The organism is Paractinoplanes globisporus DSM 43857 (assembly GCF_000379645.1).
Taxonomy (GTDB): domain Bacteria; phylum Actinomycetota; class Actinomycetes; order Mycobacteriales; family Micromonosporaceae; genus Actinoplanes; species Actinoplanes globisporus.
The window spans coordinates 38,391-53,062 of record NZ_KB903318.1 but is presented as its reverse complement, the minus strand read 5'-3'; the positions used below and the strand labels follow the sequence as shown (position 1 = coordinate 53,062).

At 71.0% G+C, this 14,672-nt stretch carries 17 protein-coding genes; 6 read left to right on the top strand and 11 right to left on the bottom strand.

The window, feature by feature from the left end:
• Window positions 1–5: 5 nt before the first annotated feature.
• Genes A3CQ_RS0132280 through A3CQ_RS0132255 form a run of 6 tightly spaced genes read right to left on the bottom strand, consistent with a single transcriptional unit; the run spans window position 6 to window position 5,567 of the window.
• Complete coding sequence (locus A3CQ_RS0132280) at window positions 6–1,538, bottom strand: fused response regulator/phosphatase (protein ID WP_020515084.1); 1,533 nt, start codon at window positions 1,536–1,538, stop codon at window positions 6–8.
• Window positions 1,535–2,878, bottom strand: coding sequence for a sensor histidine kinase (locus A3CQ_RS0132275; protein WP_020515083.1), 1,344 nt, complete (start codon window positions 2,876–2,878; stop codon window positions 1,535–1,537). Before A3CQ_RS0132275 ends, A3CQ_RS0132280 begins: the two co-directional genes overlap by 4 nt.
• Window positions 2,875–3,912: a SpoIIE family protein phosphatase gene (locus A3CQ_RS0132270; RefSeq protein ID WP_020515082.1), complete on the bottom strand. Its 1,038-nt coding sequence runs from the start codon at window positions 3,910–3,912 to the stop codon at window positions 2,875–2,877. The genes A3CQ_RS0132275 and A3CQ_RS0132270 overlap by 4 nt, the downstream gene beginning before the upstream one ends.
• Window positions 3,900–4,304, bottom strand: a complete 405-nt coding sequence (locus tag A3CQ_RS0132265) for an anti-sigma regulatory factor (protein ID WP_020515081.1) — start codon at window positions 4,302–4,304, stop codon at window positions 3,900–3,902. The genes A3CQ_RS0132270 and A3CQ_RS0132265 overlap by 13 nt, the downstream gene beginning before the upstream one ends.
• Window positions 4,301–4,732 carry an STAS domain-containing protein gene (locus A3CQ_RS0132260; RefSeq protein WP_020515080.1) on the bottom strand — a complete coding sequence of 144 codons (432 nt, stop codon included), beginning with the start codon at window positions 4,730–4,732 and terminating at the stop codon, window positions 4,301–4,303. Before A3CQ_RS0132260 ends, A3CQ_RS0132265 begins: the two co-directional genes overlap by 4 nt.
• A gap of 1 nt (window position 4,733) precedes the next feature.
• Window positions 4,734–5,567 carry an STAS domain-containing protein gene (locus A3CQ_RS0132255; RefSeq protein ID WP_026206440.1) on the bottom strand — a complete coding sequence of 278 codons (834 nt, stop codon included), beginning with the start codon at window positions 5,565–5,567 and terminating at the stop codon, window positions 4,734–4,736.
• A 163-nt stretch (window positions 5,568–5,730) separates the two neighbouring features.
• On the opposite strand from A3CQ_RS0132255, the gene A3CQ_RS0132250 reads away from it, so the two are divergent.
• From A3CQ_RS0132250 to A3CQ_RS0132240, 3 genes are all read left to right on the top strand, one after another.
• Entirely contained in the window at window positions 5,731–6,084 is a 354-nt protein-coding gene (locus A3CQ_RS0132250) for an STAS domain-containing protein (protein ID WP_020515078.1), read from the top strand.
• Between the two features lie 108 nt (window positions 6,085–6,192).
• Window positions 6,193–6,630 (top strand): large conductance mechanosensitive channel protein MscL, encoded by a 438-nt coding sequence (mscL, locus tag A3CQ_RS0132245; protein ID WP_026206439.1) that lies wholly within the window; start codon window positions 6,193–6,195, stop codon window positions 6,628–6,630.
• 64 nt (window positions 6,631–6,694) lie between these two features.
• Window positions 6,695–6,928 carry a hypothetical protein gene (locus A3CQ_RS0132240; protein WP_020515076.1) on the top strand — a complete coding sequence of 78 codons (234 nt, stop codon included), beginning with the start codon at window positions 6,695–6,697 and terminating at the stop codon, window positions 6,926–6,928.
• 3 nt (window positions 6,929–6,931) lie between these two features.
• On the opposite strand, the gene A3CQ_RS0132235 is transcribed toward A3CQ_RS0132240, so the two are convergent.
• Window positions 6,932–7,702 (bottom strand): zf-HC2 domain-containing protein, encoded by a 771-nt coding sequence (locus A3CQ_RS0132235; RefSeq protein WP_040433395.1) that lies wholly within the window; start codon window positions 7,700–7,702, stop codon window positions 6,932–6,934.
• A gap of 53 nt (window positions 7,703–7,755) precedes the next feature.
• Window positions 7,756–8,388 carry a CGNR zinc finger domain-containing protein gene (locus tag A3CQ_RS0132230; RefSeq protein ID WP_026206438.1) on the bottom strand — a complete coding sequence of 211 codons (633 nt, stop codon included), beginning with the start codon at window positions 8,386–8,388 and terminating at the stop codon, window positions 7,756–7,758.
• Window positions 8,389–8,696: 308 nt separating this feature from the next.
• Between A3CQ_RS0132230 and A3CQ_RS0132225 the strand changes: the two genes are divergently transcribed.
• On the top strand, window positions 8,697–9,377 hold the full coding sequence (locus A3CQ_RS0132225) for a L,D-transpeptidase family protein (RefSeq protein WP_020515073.1): 681 nt from the start codon (window positions 8,697–8,699) through the stop codon (window positions 9,375–9,377).
• Window positions 9,378–9,387: 10 nt separating this feature from the next.
• On the opposite strand, the gene sthA is transcribed toward A3CQ_RS0132225, so the two are convergent.
• Both sthA and A3CQ_RS0132215 read right to left on the bottom strand, forming a co-directional pair.
• The gene (gene sthA / locus A3CQ_RS0132220) at window positions 9,388–10,791 is read right to left on the bottom strand and encodes a Si-specific NAD(P)(+) transhydrogenase (RefSeq protein ID WP_020515072.1); all 1,404 of its coding nucleotides are present in this window, start codon (window positions 10,789–10,791) and stop codon (window positions 9,388–9,390) included.
• 5 nt (window positions 10,792–10,796) lie between these two features.
• A complete protein-coding gene (locus A3CQ_RS0132215) occupies window positions 10,797–11,264 on the bottom strand; it encodes a hypothetical protein (RefSeq protein WP_020515071.1) in 468 nt (155 codons plus the stop codon).
• A 192-nt stretch (window positions 11,265–11,456) separates the two neighbouring features.
• Here A3CQ_RS0132215 and A3CQ_RS0132210 point away from each other — a divergent pair, with 192 nt between their 5' ends.
• On the top strand, window positions 11,457–12,059 hold the full coding sequence (locus A3CQ_RS0132210; RefSeq protein ID WP_026206437.1) for a winged helix-turn-helix domain-containing protein: 603 nt from the start codon (window positions 11,457–11,459) through the stop codon (window positions 12,057–12,059).
• 1 nt (window position 12,060) lies between these two features.
• The gene (locus A3CQ_RS0132205; protein WP_020515069.1) at window positions 12,061–13,335 is read left to right on the top strand and encodes an MFS transporter; all 1,275 of its coding nucleotides are present in this window, start codon (window positions 12,061–12,063) and stop codon (window positions 13,333–13,335) included.
• Here A3CQ_RS0132205 and A3CQ_RS0132200 read toward each other — a convergent pair.
• Window positions 13,261–14,667, bottom strand: a complete 1,407-nt coding sequence (locus A3CQ_RS0132200) for an FAD-dependent monooxygenase (protein ID WP_020515068.1) — start codon at window positions 14,665–14,667, stop codon at window positions 13,261–13,263. The genes A3CQ_RS0132205 and A3CQ_RS0132200 overlap by 75 nt on opposite strands.
• Window positions 14,668–14,672: the final 5 nt, after the last annotated feature.

The window sequence follows — 14,672 nt, the reverse complement described above, 5'->3', positions numbered from 1 at the left end:
ACCCCCTAGGAGCGGCGGATGGCCACCACCGCGACGTCGTCACCGGTCTGACCTGCGGCGCCGAGGCGGAACAGCAGCCGGTCGCAGAAGTCCTCGAGGTCCGGGTCGACCTCGGCGGCCACCCGGCGCAGCGCGGCCAGACCGACGTCGATGTCCTCGTCCCGGCGCTCGATCAGGCCGTCGGTGTAGAGCACCAGCGTCCCGCCGTGCGGCAGCACGAACGTCAGGTCGTCCGGGCGGGGCGCGTTGATGCCGAGCAGCGCGCCGCCCGGCTGCAGGAACGACACGCCGTCGGCGGTGTGCAGCAGCGGCGGCAGGTGGCCGGCGCCGGCCATCCGCACCTCGCCGGTGACCGGGTCGAGCGTGAACAGGCAGACCGTCGCCGAGTCGGCCGGCAGCACCCGCCGCATGAAGCGGTTGACCAGGCCGAGCACCGTTCCCGGCGGGTGGCCCTCGACGGCGTACGCGCGGACCGCGTGCCGCACCTCGGCCATCACCGTGGCCGCGTGCAGCGAGTGGCCGGCCACGTCGCCGATCGCCACCAGCAGGCGGCCGTCGAGCATGGTGACCTCGTAGAAGTCGCCGCCCACCTCGGTCTGCGACCCGGCCGGCATGTAGCGGACCGCCATGTCGACGCCGGGCACCGCGGGCAGCTGCGACTGCAGCAGGCTGCGCTGCAAGGTGATGGCGATGCCGTGCTCCTCGTCGTACGACCGCTGCGCCTCGACCGCGGCCGCGACCGCCTGGGAGAGCTGCCGCAGCACCGGGAAACCGGGCGTCTGCGAGCTGGACGGCACGGCCACGTAGACCGGCGGCCGGTCGATCCGCAACCGGGCGGCCGCGACCGCCACCTGCTCGCCCTCCGACCACTCGACGATGTCCCAGTCGGCCGGCTGGTCGGTGCGCACCAGCGAGCCGACCGCCACGTTGGGCTCGGCCAGCGACCAGGGCCGCACCACCGGCGGCGAGCCGGTCGCGGCGAGGCTGTCCCCGTCGGCGGTCTCGGCGAGCACCACGACCGGGCCACCGAAGATGTCGTACGCCCCGGCGGCGGCCTCCTCGAGCAGGGCGGGCAGGCTGGACGCCAGGTTGATCGCGAGGGTGGCCTCGGCCAGGCGGACCATCCGGGCGGCCAGCAGCTCGGCGCGCCGCCGGGCCGAGTAGTAACGCAGGACGGACTGGCAGGTGGCGATCAGCTCGTCCGGCTCGATCGGCTCGATCAGGTACGCGTCGGCGCCCCGGTTGAGGCCCTGGGTCCGGTCGTTCACGTCGACGGCGTGCGCGGAGACATGGACGACGGGCAGGGCCCCGTACGCCGGATCGGTCTTGATCTTCTCGCAGACGTCGAAGCCGCTCATGTCCGGCAGCTTGACGTCGAGCACCACGAGGTCGATCCCCGAGCCGGGGAGCAGGCGCAGCGCCTCCCCGCCGGTCTCCGCCTCGCGGATCGTGAAGCCGGCCCGGGCGAGCCAGCTGACCAGCAGGTATCGCTTGGTGGGGTTGTCGTCGACGACGAGCAGCGTGGGCGGGGTGGTCATGACGCCGGCAACCGCACGATGAAGGTGCTGCCTTCTCCGGGCGCCGAGTCGACGCGCAGCCCGCCGCCGAGGATGCCGGCCAGCCGCCGGGCGTAGGGCAGGCCCAGGCCGGTGCCCTTGCCGGTCACCGCCACGCTGCCCGGCACCTGGTAGAACTCCTCGAAGATCCGCTCGTGCAGCTCGGCCGGGATGCCGGTGCCGGTGTCCGACACGGTGAACTCGATGTCGCCGTCCACCGCTCGCACGCCCAGCCGCACCTCGCCCTGGGCGGTGAACTTGATCGCGTTGGTCAGCAGGTTGCGCAGGACCCGGACGAGGAGCACCTCGTCGGTGCGCAGACGCGGCACCCCGGGATCCTCCACCACGAAGTCGACCTCGGGCCGGGTGGCCAGCGGCCGCAGCGTGCCGCGCAGCTGGCCGAAGACGACCCGCAGGTCCACGTCCGACCACTCCGGCTCGATCCGGCCCGCCTCCGCCTTGGCCAGATCGAGCAGGTCGTTGACCAGTGTCAGCAGGTCGCCGGCCGAGCCGCCGATCAGGTCGACCTGGCGACGCTGCTCGGAGCCGAGCGGCTCGGACGACGGGTCGAGCAGCAGCCGGGTCAGCCCGATCACCGCGGTCACCGGGGCGCGCAGCTCGTGGCTCACGTTCGCCAGGAACCGGCTCTTGGCCTCGCTCGCGGCCCGCAGCTGCACCGATTTCTCGTCCAGATCGGCGTAGAGCGCGACCACCCCGCGGTTGGTCTCCTCCAACTCGTCGGAGAGCTGGTGGTAGAGCGCCATCACGCCGCGGTTGGTCTCCTCCAGCTCGGTGTTGAGGCGGGCCAGGTCGTCGCGCTGCGCCCGCACCTCGTCGAGCGCGACGATGAGCTGCTGGTTCTGCACGCTCAGCTCGTCCAGCGGGGTGCCCGGGATGTGCTCGGCCAGTCCGGCGCGAATCTCGTCCATGCGTCCGGGGGTCAGCGGCGGCGCGCTCGTCGGCAGCCGCCGGGCCATCCGCACCACCGTACCGGTCTCGCCATCGCCGACCTCCAACGTGTCGACCAGGCGGCCGACCTGAACGAGCTGCGGGCCGATGTCGGCCGCGCCGCCGGGCAGCGGGTTGCCCACCGCCACACGCAACGTTGGTACCCCGTTCGGCTCCGCCGTGAACTCCACGTCGGCGTCCACCCCGACGGCCAGCATGACCCGGCCGACCTCGCTCAGCGCGGTGGCCACCCGGGTCTGGTCCTGCTGCTCGAACCCGACCGCGCGGGCCACCTCGCGGCCGAGCTGGCGCACCGAGAACACGTCCTGCTCGACGTGCAGGCGCATGCGGATGAGCGGCTCGGCCTTGCTCATGGCAACCGGGCCACGAGAACGCCGGCATCGTCGCGGCGGACCCCGGCGTCGCGCAGCACGGTCGCGGCGATCAGCGCCGGCGAGTGCGACAACAGGCCTGGGTAGTCGCCCGGATCCCAGCGGTCGACCACGCCGTCGCTGTGCATCAGCACGATCGCGTCGGGCTCGAGTGGGTAGTCGTACTCCCGGATCTGGCGGCGCTGATGTCCGGCGATGCCGGGCAGCGAGATCATGCCGCGGCGGCCTACTGGAGAGATCACCGTGCCCGAGATGTTGCCGAGGCCGGCGTACCGGACCAGGCCGGCGTCGGAGTCGAGCTCGGCGACGGCCAGCGCGGCACCGCGGGTGTGGTTGAGGCGGCGATGCAGGGTCTCCACTACGGCCGCGGGCGGTTGCGATGGTGCGACGGCGAACGCGCGTACCGCCTCGTGTGCGGCCGCGGCCGCGAGTCCGCCGTGTCCCAGCCCGTCGCACATCAGGAGCTGTTTCCGGCCGTCCGCCTCGCGGATGGCGAAGGCGTCGCCGCTCACCGGCTCGCCGGTGAGCGGACGGGTCAAACCCGAAGCCCACGCGGGTGACGGCGGGTCGGCGGGCCAGACCTGAGCGACCAGCACGGTTCCCTTGCCCGGTACGGAGTGCAGATCCGTCCACGAGGACTGGCGCACGATCGCGCCGAGACCGATGCCGAGCGTGCCGGCCGTGGAATGCCCGTCGCCGATCGACCGCGCGAGGTCGGCCATCCCCGGGCCGTGGTCGACCGCGATGATCTCGACGCCGGCCTGCTCCGCGGTGCGCACCGCGCGAACCAGCAGCGTGCCCTGGTCGGCGTGCTTGACCAGGTTCCCGGCCGCCTCGGCGGTCACGATCGACAGGTCGGCGGTCCGTTTCTCGGGGAGCCCGAGCTCGGTGGCGAGCCGCTCAGCCGCGCGGCGGGCGGCGGAGGCGGTCGCGGCGGCCTCCACCCGGAACCAGGCGCCCCCGTTCAGGAGCTCCTCGGGCAGCGCTGCCACCGCGTCTCCGCTCATCGGCACCATTTGGTCACGGTAATGCTCGTACCTTGCCCCACCGCGGTCTCGATGTCGAACTCGTCGACCAGCCGGCGCGCGCCACTGAGACCCAGGCCGAGGCCGCCGCCGGTGGTGTAACCGTCGGTCAGCGCGAGGTCGAGGTCGGCGATGCCGGGGCCCTGGTCGGCGAAGACGATGCGGATGCCCTGCCGTCGGCCGTTGTCCACCCGAGTCACCTCGACCGTGCCACCCCCGCCGTAGACGAGCGTGTTGCGTGCCAGCTCGCTCGCGGCGGTGACCAGCTTGGTCTGGTCGACCAGGGAGAGTTTGGCGGAGACGGCGATCGTACGCACGAGCTGGCGCACCCGGACGACGTCCTGGTCGGTGCTGACCGCTATCCGCTCGACCGGGTCGCTCACGGCTGGGCGTCCGCCGCCGTCTCGGCGTCCTCGTCGTCGATCTCGTCCCATTCCGAGTCGCCGGCCCGCTCGTCGGCCTTGGCCCGGGCCAGCAGGGCCATGCCGAGCTCGACGTTGAGGGCGGTGCGGATGCCCGGCAGCGACAGGCCGAGCTCGACCAGGGTGATCGCCACCGCCGGGCGCATGCCGACCACCACGGTCTCGGCGTCCAGCACCCGGGAGATCGACGCGATCGTGGCGAGCGTGCGCCCCACGAACGAGTCGACGATGTCCAGCCCACTGATGTCGATGATCACGCCGTGGCAGCCGGTCGTCACGACCCGATCGGCGAGGTCTTCCTGCAGTTGGAGCGCGACCTGGTCCTCCATGTCGATCTGGATCGAGACCAGCAGGATGTCGCCGATCTTGAGGATCGGAACGCGATCCACGTCAGCTCTCCCGAGTCCGGGTCTTGTTCAGCGCGTAGCGCAGCGCATCGGCGAGCGACGCCTTGGTGGCGATGTCGCCGAACTCGATGCCGAGCGCCACGATCGTCTGGGCGATCTGCGGGCGGATGCCGGAGATGATGCAGTCGGCGCCCATCAGCCGGGCGGCCACCACCGTCTTGAGGATGTGCTGCGCCACCTGGGTGTCGACCGCCGGAACGCCGGTGATGTCGATGATCGCGTACGGCGAGCCAGTGTCGACCAGGGTCTGCAGCAGTCGCTCCATCACGACCTGGGCGCGCGCCGAATCGAGCGTGCCGACCAGCGGGACGGCCACCACGCCGTCCCACAGCTTCACCACCGGGGTCGACAGCTCGAGCAACTGCTCGGCCTGGTCGGCGATGAGCGACTCGCGCACATGGACGTAGGTGTCGAAGGTGAACAGCGCGGCGGCGTCGACGAACTCGGAGAAGGCGACATATTCGCGCAGGTTGCCGGCGTCACCGCCGTCGAGCACGCCGAGCAGCGCCTCCTTGAGGGCGAAAAGACTGACCGCCGTCTCGGTGGCACTGAAGCCCTGCCGGGCCCGGCCGGTGGACAGGTCGCTCAGCTGGGCACGCAGCTCGGCGGCCGCCTCCTGGGTGAGATCGGTGGCGCCGCCGGCGAGCGCCGACTGGAAACCCTTGCGCAGCTCGGTCGTCTGTCGTTGCAGCTCGGCGCGGCTCAACCGGCCGCGCAGGCTCTGGGCCACCCGGTCGGTCCACGCGCCGACCAGCTCCTCCTGCTTGTCCTCCAGCAGTGCGGCGAGACGACTCGCCTCATCCGGCTCCAAAGCCATCGCTGCCTCCCGATCTCTGGTCGCGCGACGGGCGGACTGTACCACCGGAGTGTCTAATAGTTGCCGTTGACCAACTAAAGCGGCAAGGTCACATACGGCGAGCCCCGTCCTGCCGATCAGACCATGCCTGGAGTACCGTTCTGCTCATATCTGGAGGTCCTGAATGTCCCTGACGGTACAAACGGAACAGCGCGCCGGCATGGTCGTCGTGTCGGTGGCGGGTGAGCTCGACATGGCCACCGCACCCCAGCTGCAGGACCAGATCAGCGACCTGCTCGAGAAGGGGCGCACCCGCCTGGTCTTCGACCTGGCCGAGGTCTCGTTCTGCGACTCCACCGGCCTGTCGGTCTTCGTCCGGGCGAAAAACAGCACCGACGACGCCGGGGGCACTGTCCGGCTCGCCGCGCCGCAGCGCGGGGTGCTGCGCATCCTCGAGGTGAGCGGTCTGGTCGAGGTGCTGCGCACCTACCCGACCGTCGACGAAGCCGTGACCGCACAGGAACCGGCGCTCGACTGACTTCCTTGGGTTGACCCGATCGGCGTAGTTTGTCGCCGACCGGTGGTGGGCACCTGCTGCCGGACCGACCGAACCCCCTCGGCGTGCTGGAGTGTGCTCGTGAACAAAGTGCTGCAAGGCTTCAAAGACTTCATCATGCGCGGCAACGTGGTCGACCTCGCGGTCGGCATCGTGATCGGTGCCGCGTTCACGACCGTGGTGACCGCGTTCACCAACGGTTTCATCAAGCCGCTGATCCAGCTCATGGGCGGCGACACCGGGGTGCACGCCGGCAAATGGCACGTCGGCGACGTCGAGTTCGACTACGCGACCTTCCTCAACGCGATCGTCACCTTCCTGATCACCGCGGCCGTGCTCTACTTCCTGGTCATCTACCCCCTGAACCTGCTCGCCGAGCGGCGCCGCCGCGGCGAGGAGCCGCCGCCGGAGAACCCGAGCGAGGAGATCCTCCTGCTCACCCAGATCCGCGACGCTCTCGTGCAGGCTCAGGCGCCGCCGCAGCGCCCCGGCAACCAGTACGGCCGTCACCAGGAGCCGCCGCGCTGACACGCTGCGAAAAAGATCAACCAGACCCGGTACGGTTCGAACAGATGTTCTATACAGTAGCCGGATGGAGCAGCGTAAGCACTGGTGGAACGGCAAATGGGGCCGCATCGCCCGCAAGGACATCTTTCTTCGGGTGAGCGGTGACCAGTGGTATGTCGAGCAGCGCTCGGGCGGCGCGGATGGCGTCTCGACCTTCGTCGAGTTCAACGGCGAAGAAGGCGCCCTCGACGCCGTGCGCGCGCTGCTCGCCGGGCCGGAGGATTGGCGTGAGCTCTCGGTCCGGCCGCCGGCCCGCTGACGGTCAGGCGGCCGGGCGATCTTGATGGTGCTCCGCGGTCATCGGGCCGCGGGGCACGAGGCGCAGGCCCGGCCGGAGCGTCGGCGTCGGGGAGTCGTCCTCGTCGGCGAAACGGGCCCGCCAGCCTGACCAGCCGCCGTCCGAGCGGGCGCCGGGCGGGGCGGCGAAGCCACCCGGAATCCGGGTGAGCGCCACGACCAGAAGGTATCCGAGGATGACGAAGCCGTGGCTGACCAGCCGGGTGGAGTCGACCCGGTCGCCGGTCAGGTCGTTGACCGAGAGCAGCAGCAGCATCCCGACGAACGCGGTGAGCATCGGCACCAGGCCGGACGGCCGGGTGCGGCGCAGCGCGATGAAGAGGTACCCCGCCCCGACCGCGACGTTCCAGGCGGCCGACTCGTGCCACAGGTGGCCGGGGGTCGCGTCGAGGCCGGAGTGCACGTGCGTGCCGACCACGCCGCCGCCGACCTGGCCGAGGCCGAGGATGAGCTGCACCGCGCCGACCCCGGCCAGCGCGATGTAGAGAGCGGCGGCCAGCGGGAAGCGCTTCCGCGGGGAGGCGGGCGGGGGCACGGCGGCCAGGATGCTCGCGCTGAGGTCGGGCGCGACGCCCACCGCCGTACGCGTCAGTCTGTTGACCTTGGCCGCGCTGTCGAGCCACGCCCGGCAGCCGGCGCACCCGGCCAGATGCTCGTCGACCAGCGGCCGGTCGGCCGGGTCGTCCTCGCCGTCCAGCTGCGCAGACAGCATCTCGCGCCACCGCTCACAAGCCATGTACCCATAGTCGCGCGGCGCGCCCGCGAAGTTCCCACCCGAAGGTGGGCGGGTCAGCGCAGGCTCGGGGGCGGTCCGGGCAGCTGCGGCTGGCCCCCGCTGCCGCCGAGCAGCCGCTTGCGCTCCCGGAAAGCCCGGAGGTTGGCGGTGTTCCCGCAGGTGGAGACGTCGTGCCAGACGCCGCTGTTGTTCCGCGAGGTGTCGAAGAACGCGGCCCGGCAGTCGCCGTTGTGACAGAGCTTGAGCCGGGCCCACAGGCCGGCCTGCTGGGCCAGCAGCGCCTCGGCCCAGAGTGCGGAGGCCAGCCAGCGGGTGCCCCGGCCGGTCGGGACCATGCGCACCCAGCCGTCGGCGTCGGGCACGAGGCTGACCGGCACGTCGGCGGGCGGCAGCGCGCCGCCGAGCCCTTCCGAGCCGGCGGTGAGGATCACATTCTCGAAGGTGGTGCGCAGGCGGCGCAGCGAGCGCATGTCGTTCGACGAGATCAGCAGCGTGGGGGCCGGCAGGCCGGAGACCCGCGACCAGGTGCCCAGTGCCTCGGTCAGCCAGCGCTGGGCGTCGTCGGGGTTGAGCAGCAGGTCAGCGCCGTAATGCATGGTGGCCCGCGTGTTCAGCAACTCCTGGACGAGCGCGAGCCCGCCGGGGGCTTCGCGGACGCCGTGCCGCGCGCTGGCCATCCATGACATAAGCGAAGGGTACTTGACTCTTTTTCGCGACCGCGTCCACCACTCGTTCGATCCGCACGGGCCCTTGCCACGGTCGGTCACGATGGGGATGCGAAAGGATCTCATTCGCGATCCACTGGTCATGGTGAGACATTTTCGGCAATGATCCTCTGGTGGGACGGGAGGAGCGCATGGTGCGCAAGGCTTTGACGCTCGCGGTTGCGGCCGCGGCGACGATCACTCTGCTCGCCGGGTGCGGTCCGGACGATTCCTCCCAGACCGGGGCACAAGCTCCCTCCGTACAGCCATCGGCGGAGCCATCACCCAGCGTGAGTGAGTCACCCAGCGCGACCCCCACGACGTCGCCGACGGCGACGCCAACGCCCACCAAGACCGCGCCGCCGGAGAAGCTCAAGATCGGCTCGAAGGGTCCGGCCGTCCTCGCGCTGCAGCAGCGGCTCACCGACCTCGGGTACTGGAACGGCAAGGCCGACGGCAAGTTCGGCGGCACGACCCAGCAGGCGGTCCTCGCCATCCAGAAGGCGGCCGGCATCGGCCGGGACGGCACGGTCGGCCCCAAGACCCAGAAGGCTCTCGACGCGGGCGTCCGCCCGACGGCCAAGTCCAAGGCCGGCAGCGGCTACCTCGTCGAGATCAATCTGAAGAAGCAGCTGCTGATGTTCGTCAAGGACGGCCAGGTCGTGGCCACGCTCAACACCTCGACCGGGTCGAACGAGCACTACGTCTACCAGGGTCAGACCTACCTGGCCGACACTCCGACCGGCCACTTCAAGGTCAGCCGCCAGATCGACGGCGTGCGGCACGGCCCGCTCGGCGACCTGTTCCGCCCGAAGTACTTCAACGGCGGCATCGCCGTGCACGGGTCGCCCAGCATCCCGGGCTACCCGGCCTCGCACGGCTGCGCCCGGGTGTCGAACGCGGCCATCAACTGGATCTGGGCGACCGACAAGCTCCCGCTGAAGACGAAGGTCTGGGTCTACAGCTCCTAGGTCTTGCGAATCAGCCGTCGATCCGGGTGATGTTGCGGATCTTGTTGGACGCGTCGAGGGCCGCCACCTTGTACGCCTCCGACAGCGTCGGGTAGTTGAAGACCGCGTCGACCAGGTAGTCGACCGTGCCGCCGCAGCCCATCACGGCCTGGCCGATGTGGACGATCTCGGTGGCGCCGGTGCCGAAGACGTGCACGCCGAGCAGCTTGCCGTCCTCGGGGGCGACCAGCAGCTTGAGCATGCCGTACGAGTCGCCGACGATCTGCCCCCGGGCGAGCTCGCGGTACCGCGCGATGCCCACCTCGAACGGCGTCGCCGAGTCGGTCAGCTCGTCCTCGGTCTTACCGACGAAGCTGATCTCGGGAATCGTGTAGATGCCGATCGGCTGGAGCTGGCCGATCTCGCGCACCGGCTCGCCGCACGCGTGATGGGCGGCCAGGCGGCCCTGCTCCATCGAGGTGGAGGCGAGCGCCGGGAAGCCGATCACGTCTCCGACGGCGTAGATGTTCTCGACCGCGGTGCGGTAGTTGCCGTCGACCTCGATGCGGCCGCGGTGGTCGGCGGCGAGCCCGGCCGCCTCGAGGTTGAGGTCGTCGGTCTGGCCTTGCCGGCCGGCCGAGTACATGACCGTGTCGGCGACGATCTTCTTCCCGCTCTTGAGGATGCACAGCGCGGCGGTCTGGTGCCTTTCGACCGCGGCCACTTCCTCGCCGAAGCGGAACGTCACGCTCAGATCGCGCAGATGGTATTTCAGCGACTCGATGATCTCGTCGTCGCAGAAGTCGAGCATCTGCTCGCGGCGCTCGACCACGGTGACCTTGGTGCCGAGGGCGGCGAACATCGAGGCATACTCCATGCCGATCACGCCGGCGCCGACCACCACCATGCTGCGCGGCACGGCCTGGAGGTTGATCACCCCGTCCGAGTCGACGATCGTACGGTCGTCGAAGTCCACGCTGTCCGGACGCGCGGGCCGGGTCCCGGCCGCGATGATGATCTTGTCGGCCGTCACCTTGTTTTCCCGGCCGCTTCCACCGTCGACGTAGATCGAGTGCGCGTCGGCGAACCGGCCGATGCCCGTGATCATCTGGACGTGGTTGCGGGAGAGCTGGTTGCGGATGACGTCGGTCTGCCGGCTGATCACGTGCTGGGTGCGGGCCGCCAGGTCGGAGACGGTGATCTCGTCCTTGACGCGGTAGCTCGAGCCGTACAGGTCACGCTGGCTCAGGCCAGTCAGGTAGAGGACGGCCTCGCGCAGTGTCTTGGACGGCACCGTGCCCGTGTTGATGCAGACGCCGCCGATCATGTCGCGGCGATCGACTATTGCGACGCGGCGGCCCAGCTTGGATGCCGCGATCGCGGCTTTCTGCCCACTGGGCCCGGAGCCCAGCACCAACAGGTCGTAGTCATACACATCGCTTAGCGTCGCAGTCCGCGCGCGGGCCGGTCTATGGTCGCCATCAGCTTTTTTCGTGGTGTTCGGTCGCTCTTGATCAAACGCTGCATCGGGATCGCGGCCGGCGGGCTCGCCGTGCCGTAGAGCTCGGCGCAGATCACCACGCTCAGCCACGGCACCCACGGTCCGCCGAGCACCAGCCGGCCGTGATCGCGCACGGTCAGCTCGACCGACCATTCACCGGGCACCGGGCGCACCCGCTCGATCCGGCCCAGGTCGTACTCCTCGCCGGCGATCAGCCGCCGGTTGGTGATGACGGCGACCCGCCGCTCGCCGTCCACGATCACCGGGAACCAGCCGTACTGCCTTTCGCCGGGACGCAGCGGGATCGTCGGCGCGACCGCGGCCGGCCGGCCACCCCGCCGGATGTACCCGGTCAGCAGGGTCATCGCGCGGAATCCCGCGCTGAGTTGCTCGGCGGCGTAGTCCAATGCCCGCTCCGTTCTCGACGGCCGCCCCCGTGCGGCCAGTCCGATCCTTCCCGCCCATCGCCGCGTTGACCAGCGAATACCCACCGCTGAGGCCGGATTTGCCCGATCCGGCTAACTCGTTCGATGCGCGGCTCGACCGGGATTCCAAACAACTGCTTGACATCGAGACGGGCCGGGCGGAGCATTCCAAGCATGTCTTTGGAATCGGAGGGGCGCCGGGTCATCGGCGATCCGCTCGCCCTGCGCGCCCTCGCCCATCCGCTCCGGCTCAAGCTGCACGCCCTCGTCGGGCGCGACGGCCCGATCACCGCGGCCGACGCCGCACGCCAGCTCGGCGTCAGCCAGGCCCTCGCCTCCCACCACCTGCGCCAGCTCGCGAAATACGGCTACGTCGAGCACGCCGACGCCGGCGACAACCGCGAGCGGCCCTGGCGGGTCACTCACACGTCGAACGCGTTCGAGCCGGAGAGCTCCGATGATCCGGAGGAGGCCTGGGAGGCCGCCGAGGCGCTCGAACGCTTCCTGATCGAGCGCACCGGCGCCCAGTTCGCCGACTGGCAGCAGCGCCGCGCCGAGGAGGATCCGGGGTGGACCGAGCACACCGGCATCTCGCAAAACCTGGTCTACCTGACCCTCGACGAGATGGCCGAGCTTCACCGGGCGTGGGACGAGCTGATCACCCCGCTGGTCCGGCGGCGGCCGCTCGGCGACGCGGCCGCCCGGCCCGCCGGCGCGATGCCGGTCGACGTCACGTTCATCGCCGTCCCGCTGCGGCCGACCGCGAGCGGGGGCTGAGATGCGCGTGATCCGCAACCGCGACTACCGCCTGCTGCTCGCGGCCAACTTCGTCTCGTTCACCGGCGACTGGATCCTCGGCGCCGGCCTCGCGTACCAGGTCTATGTCCTGACCGGATCGACACTGGCGTCGGCCGCGATGGTCCTCGCGTCGCTGCTGCCGAAGGTGACGCTCGGCTCGTTCGCGGGCGTGCTCGCCGACCGGTGGGACCGCCGCCGCACGATGATCGTCTGCAACCTGCTGCTCGCGGTCACCCTGCTTCCGCTGCTGCTGGTCGATCACCCGGGCCGGGCCCCGATCGTGTACGCGGTGGCCGCCGTGCAGAGCGCGCTCGCCGTCTGTTTCGCCTCGGCCGAGGCCGCGCTGGTGCCCGCCCTCGTACCGGAAAAGGATCTGATCACGGCGAACGCGATGAACGGGCAGGCCCGCGACGTGGCCCGGCTGACCGGCGCGGCCCTGGGCGGCGTGCTGGCCGCGACCGGGGGCATCCGGCTGATCACCCTGGCCGACGCGGCCACCTTCGCGGTGGCCGCCGCCCTGCTGACGCTGATCCGGCACCGGGTGGTCCGGGCGGGCGGTTCGGCGGCGGCGCCGCGCCTGGCCGGCCAGTGGCGCGAGGGTACGCGGATCACGCTCACCGACCGCACGCTGCGCACGCTGATGGCCTTCGCACTGATCACCGGCGTCGGCGAGGCGATCATGATGACGCTGATGGCCCCGTTCGTCCGCGACGTGCTGCACGGCGGCAACGAGGCGTACGGCACGATCATGGCGGCACAGGCGATCGGCGGCCTGGCCGGCGGCATGGTGGCCACCCTGATCGGCCACCGCTTCCCGCCGCGTCTGCTGCTGGGCGCGGGCGCGGTCGTCTTCGGCCTGCTCGATCTGGCGCTGTTCCTCTATCCCCTGGCGGCCGGCGTGGTCTGGCCGGCTCCGATCATCATGGTGCTGGTCGGGCTGCCGTCGGCGCTGACTCTGGCCGGCCTGACCACGGTCTTCCAGACGGCCACCTCCGACTCGCATCGCGGCCGCGTCTTCGGGGCGATCACCGCGCTCCAGGCCGCCGCCATGCTCATCGGCATCGGCCTGGCCGGCGCCCTGCCCGCGCACATCGGCATCGTCCCGGTGATCGCGGTCCAGGGCGCCGGCTATCTGACGGCCGGCCTGCTGGTGCTGGCCGTGCTCCGGCCGGAACGCGTCTCAGAACCACGCTTTGATGGCGCTGCGGAGGTCGTCGTCGAGGCCGGCGCCGGCGATCACTCCGTCCGGGCGTAGCAGGACGGCGGCCAGGCGGTCGTCGCCGAGGTCGTGCGCCACGACGGCGTCGACGCGGTCGTCACCGATCGCCTTGGCCTCCGGGTGCAGCAGCAGCGGCCGGCCACTTGTGGTGAGCTCCTCCAGCGGCACCCCGTCGACGATCAGCGGCGGGCAGGCCAGGCCGGCCATCGGATGGGTTGTCGCGTAGGGCAGGTCGTAGCGGATCGTCACCCCGGAGATCAGCCGGCTCAGATAGCGGTTGACCTCCGGCAGGTCCATGAGGTCGCTGAACACGTCGCGCAGTGCGTCCACCTGCGGCCCGGGGGCGAGCAGCGCCGACTGCGCCCGGGTGTTACGCAGCACGGCCGCGCCGACCGGGTGCCGCTCGGCGGTATAGCTGTCGAGCAGCCGGTCGTCCCCCCGCACCGCGGCCGCCAGCTTCCAGCCGAGGTTCATGGCGTCCATCAGGCCGAGGTTGAGCCCCTGCCCGCCGCTCGGCGAGTGGACATGTGCGGCGTCCCCGGCCAGCAGCGTGCGTCCCCGCCGGTAGGTCGCGGCCTGCCGGGCCTGATCGGTGAACCGGAGCCCGCCCGCGAAGTCGGAGATCTCGACGTCGACCCCGGTGACCCGGCGGACGCTGGCCCGCATGTCGTCGGCGTCCAGCGGCGCCGATCGGTCGAAAGTGTCCTCGAAGTCGTAGGTCGCCACCATCCCGTCCCCGTACTGAAGCGTCCCCTTCGGCAGCCGGCCGGGCGCCGGAAGCGCGCCCTCGACATGACCGCGCGCGAATCGGACGGTCATCGACGGCGGCGTTCCCGGAAAATCAAATTCCCCCAGCTTGCGTACGGTGCTCCGACCGCCATCGCAGCCGACGGCGTACCCGGTGACGACCTCCCGCGAGCCCGCCGCCGACTCGACGGTGAGGGTGACCTGGGCCGACTCGTTCTTGAGCCCGGTCACGGCGTGGCCGAACAGCACCTTGACGCCGAGCTCGTCCAGCCGTCGGCGCAGCAGAGCCTCGAGCGCCGGCTGCCCGATCAGCGCCCCGCGCCGGCCCGGGTCGGCCGCGTCCGCGTCGATCTTGTGGATCCAGGCGAAGTGCGCCCGGGTCGTGCCGTGCTCACGCTCGAGTTTGCGCAGGCCGTCCGCGTGTTCGCGGTCGAGGTCGGGCCCGAGCCCGCGACGGCGGAGCGCCTCGGCGGCGAGTGGGCCGATGCCCCGCGCCTTGGGCTGGTGGCTCGGCTCGTCCAGGCGTTCCAGCACGATCGGCCGCACGCCCGCGAGGGCCAGCTCGGCCGCCAGCAGCAATCCCACCGGCCCGGCGCCGACCACGACAACGTCCGCATCCATGGCGT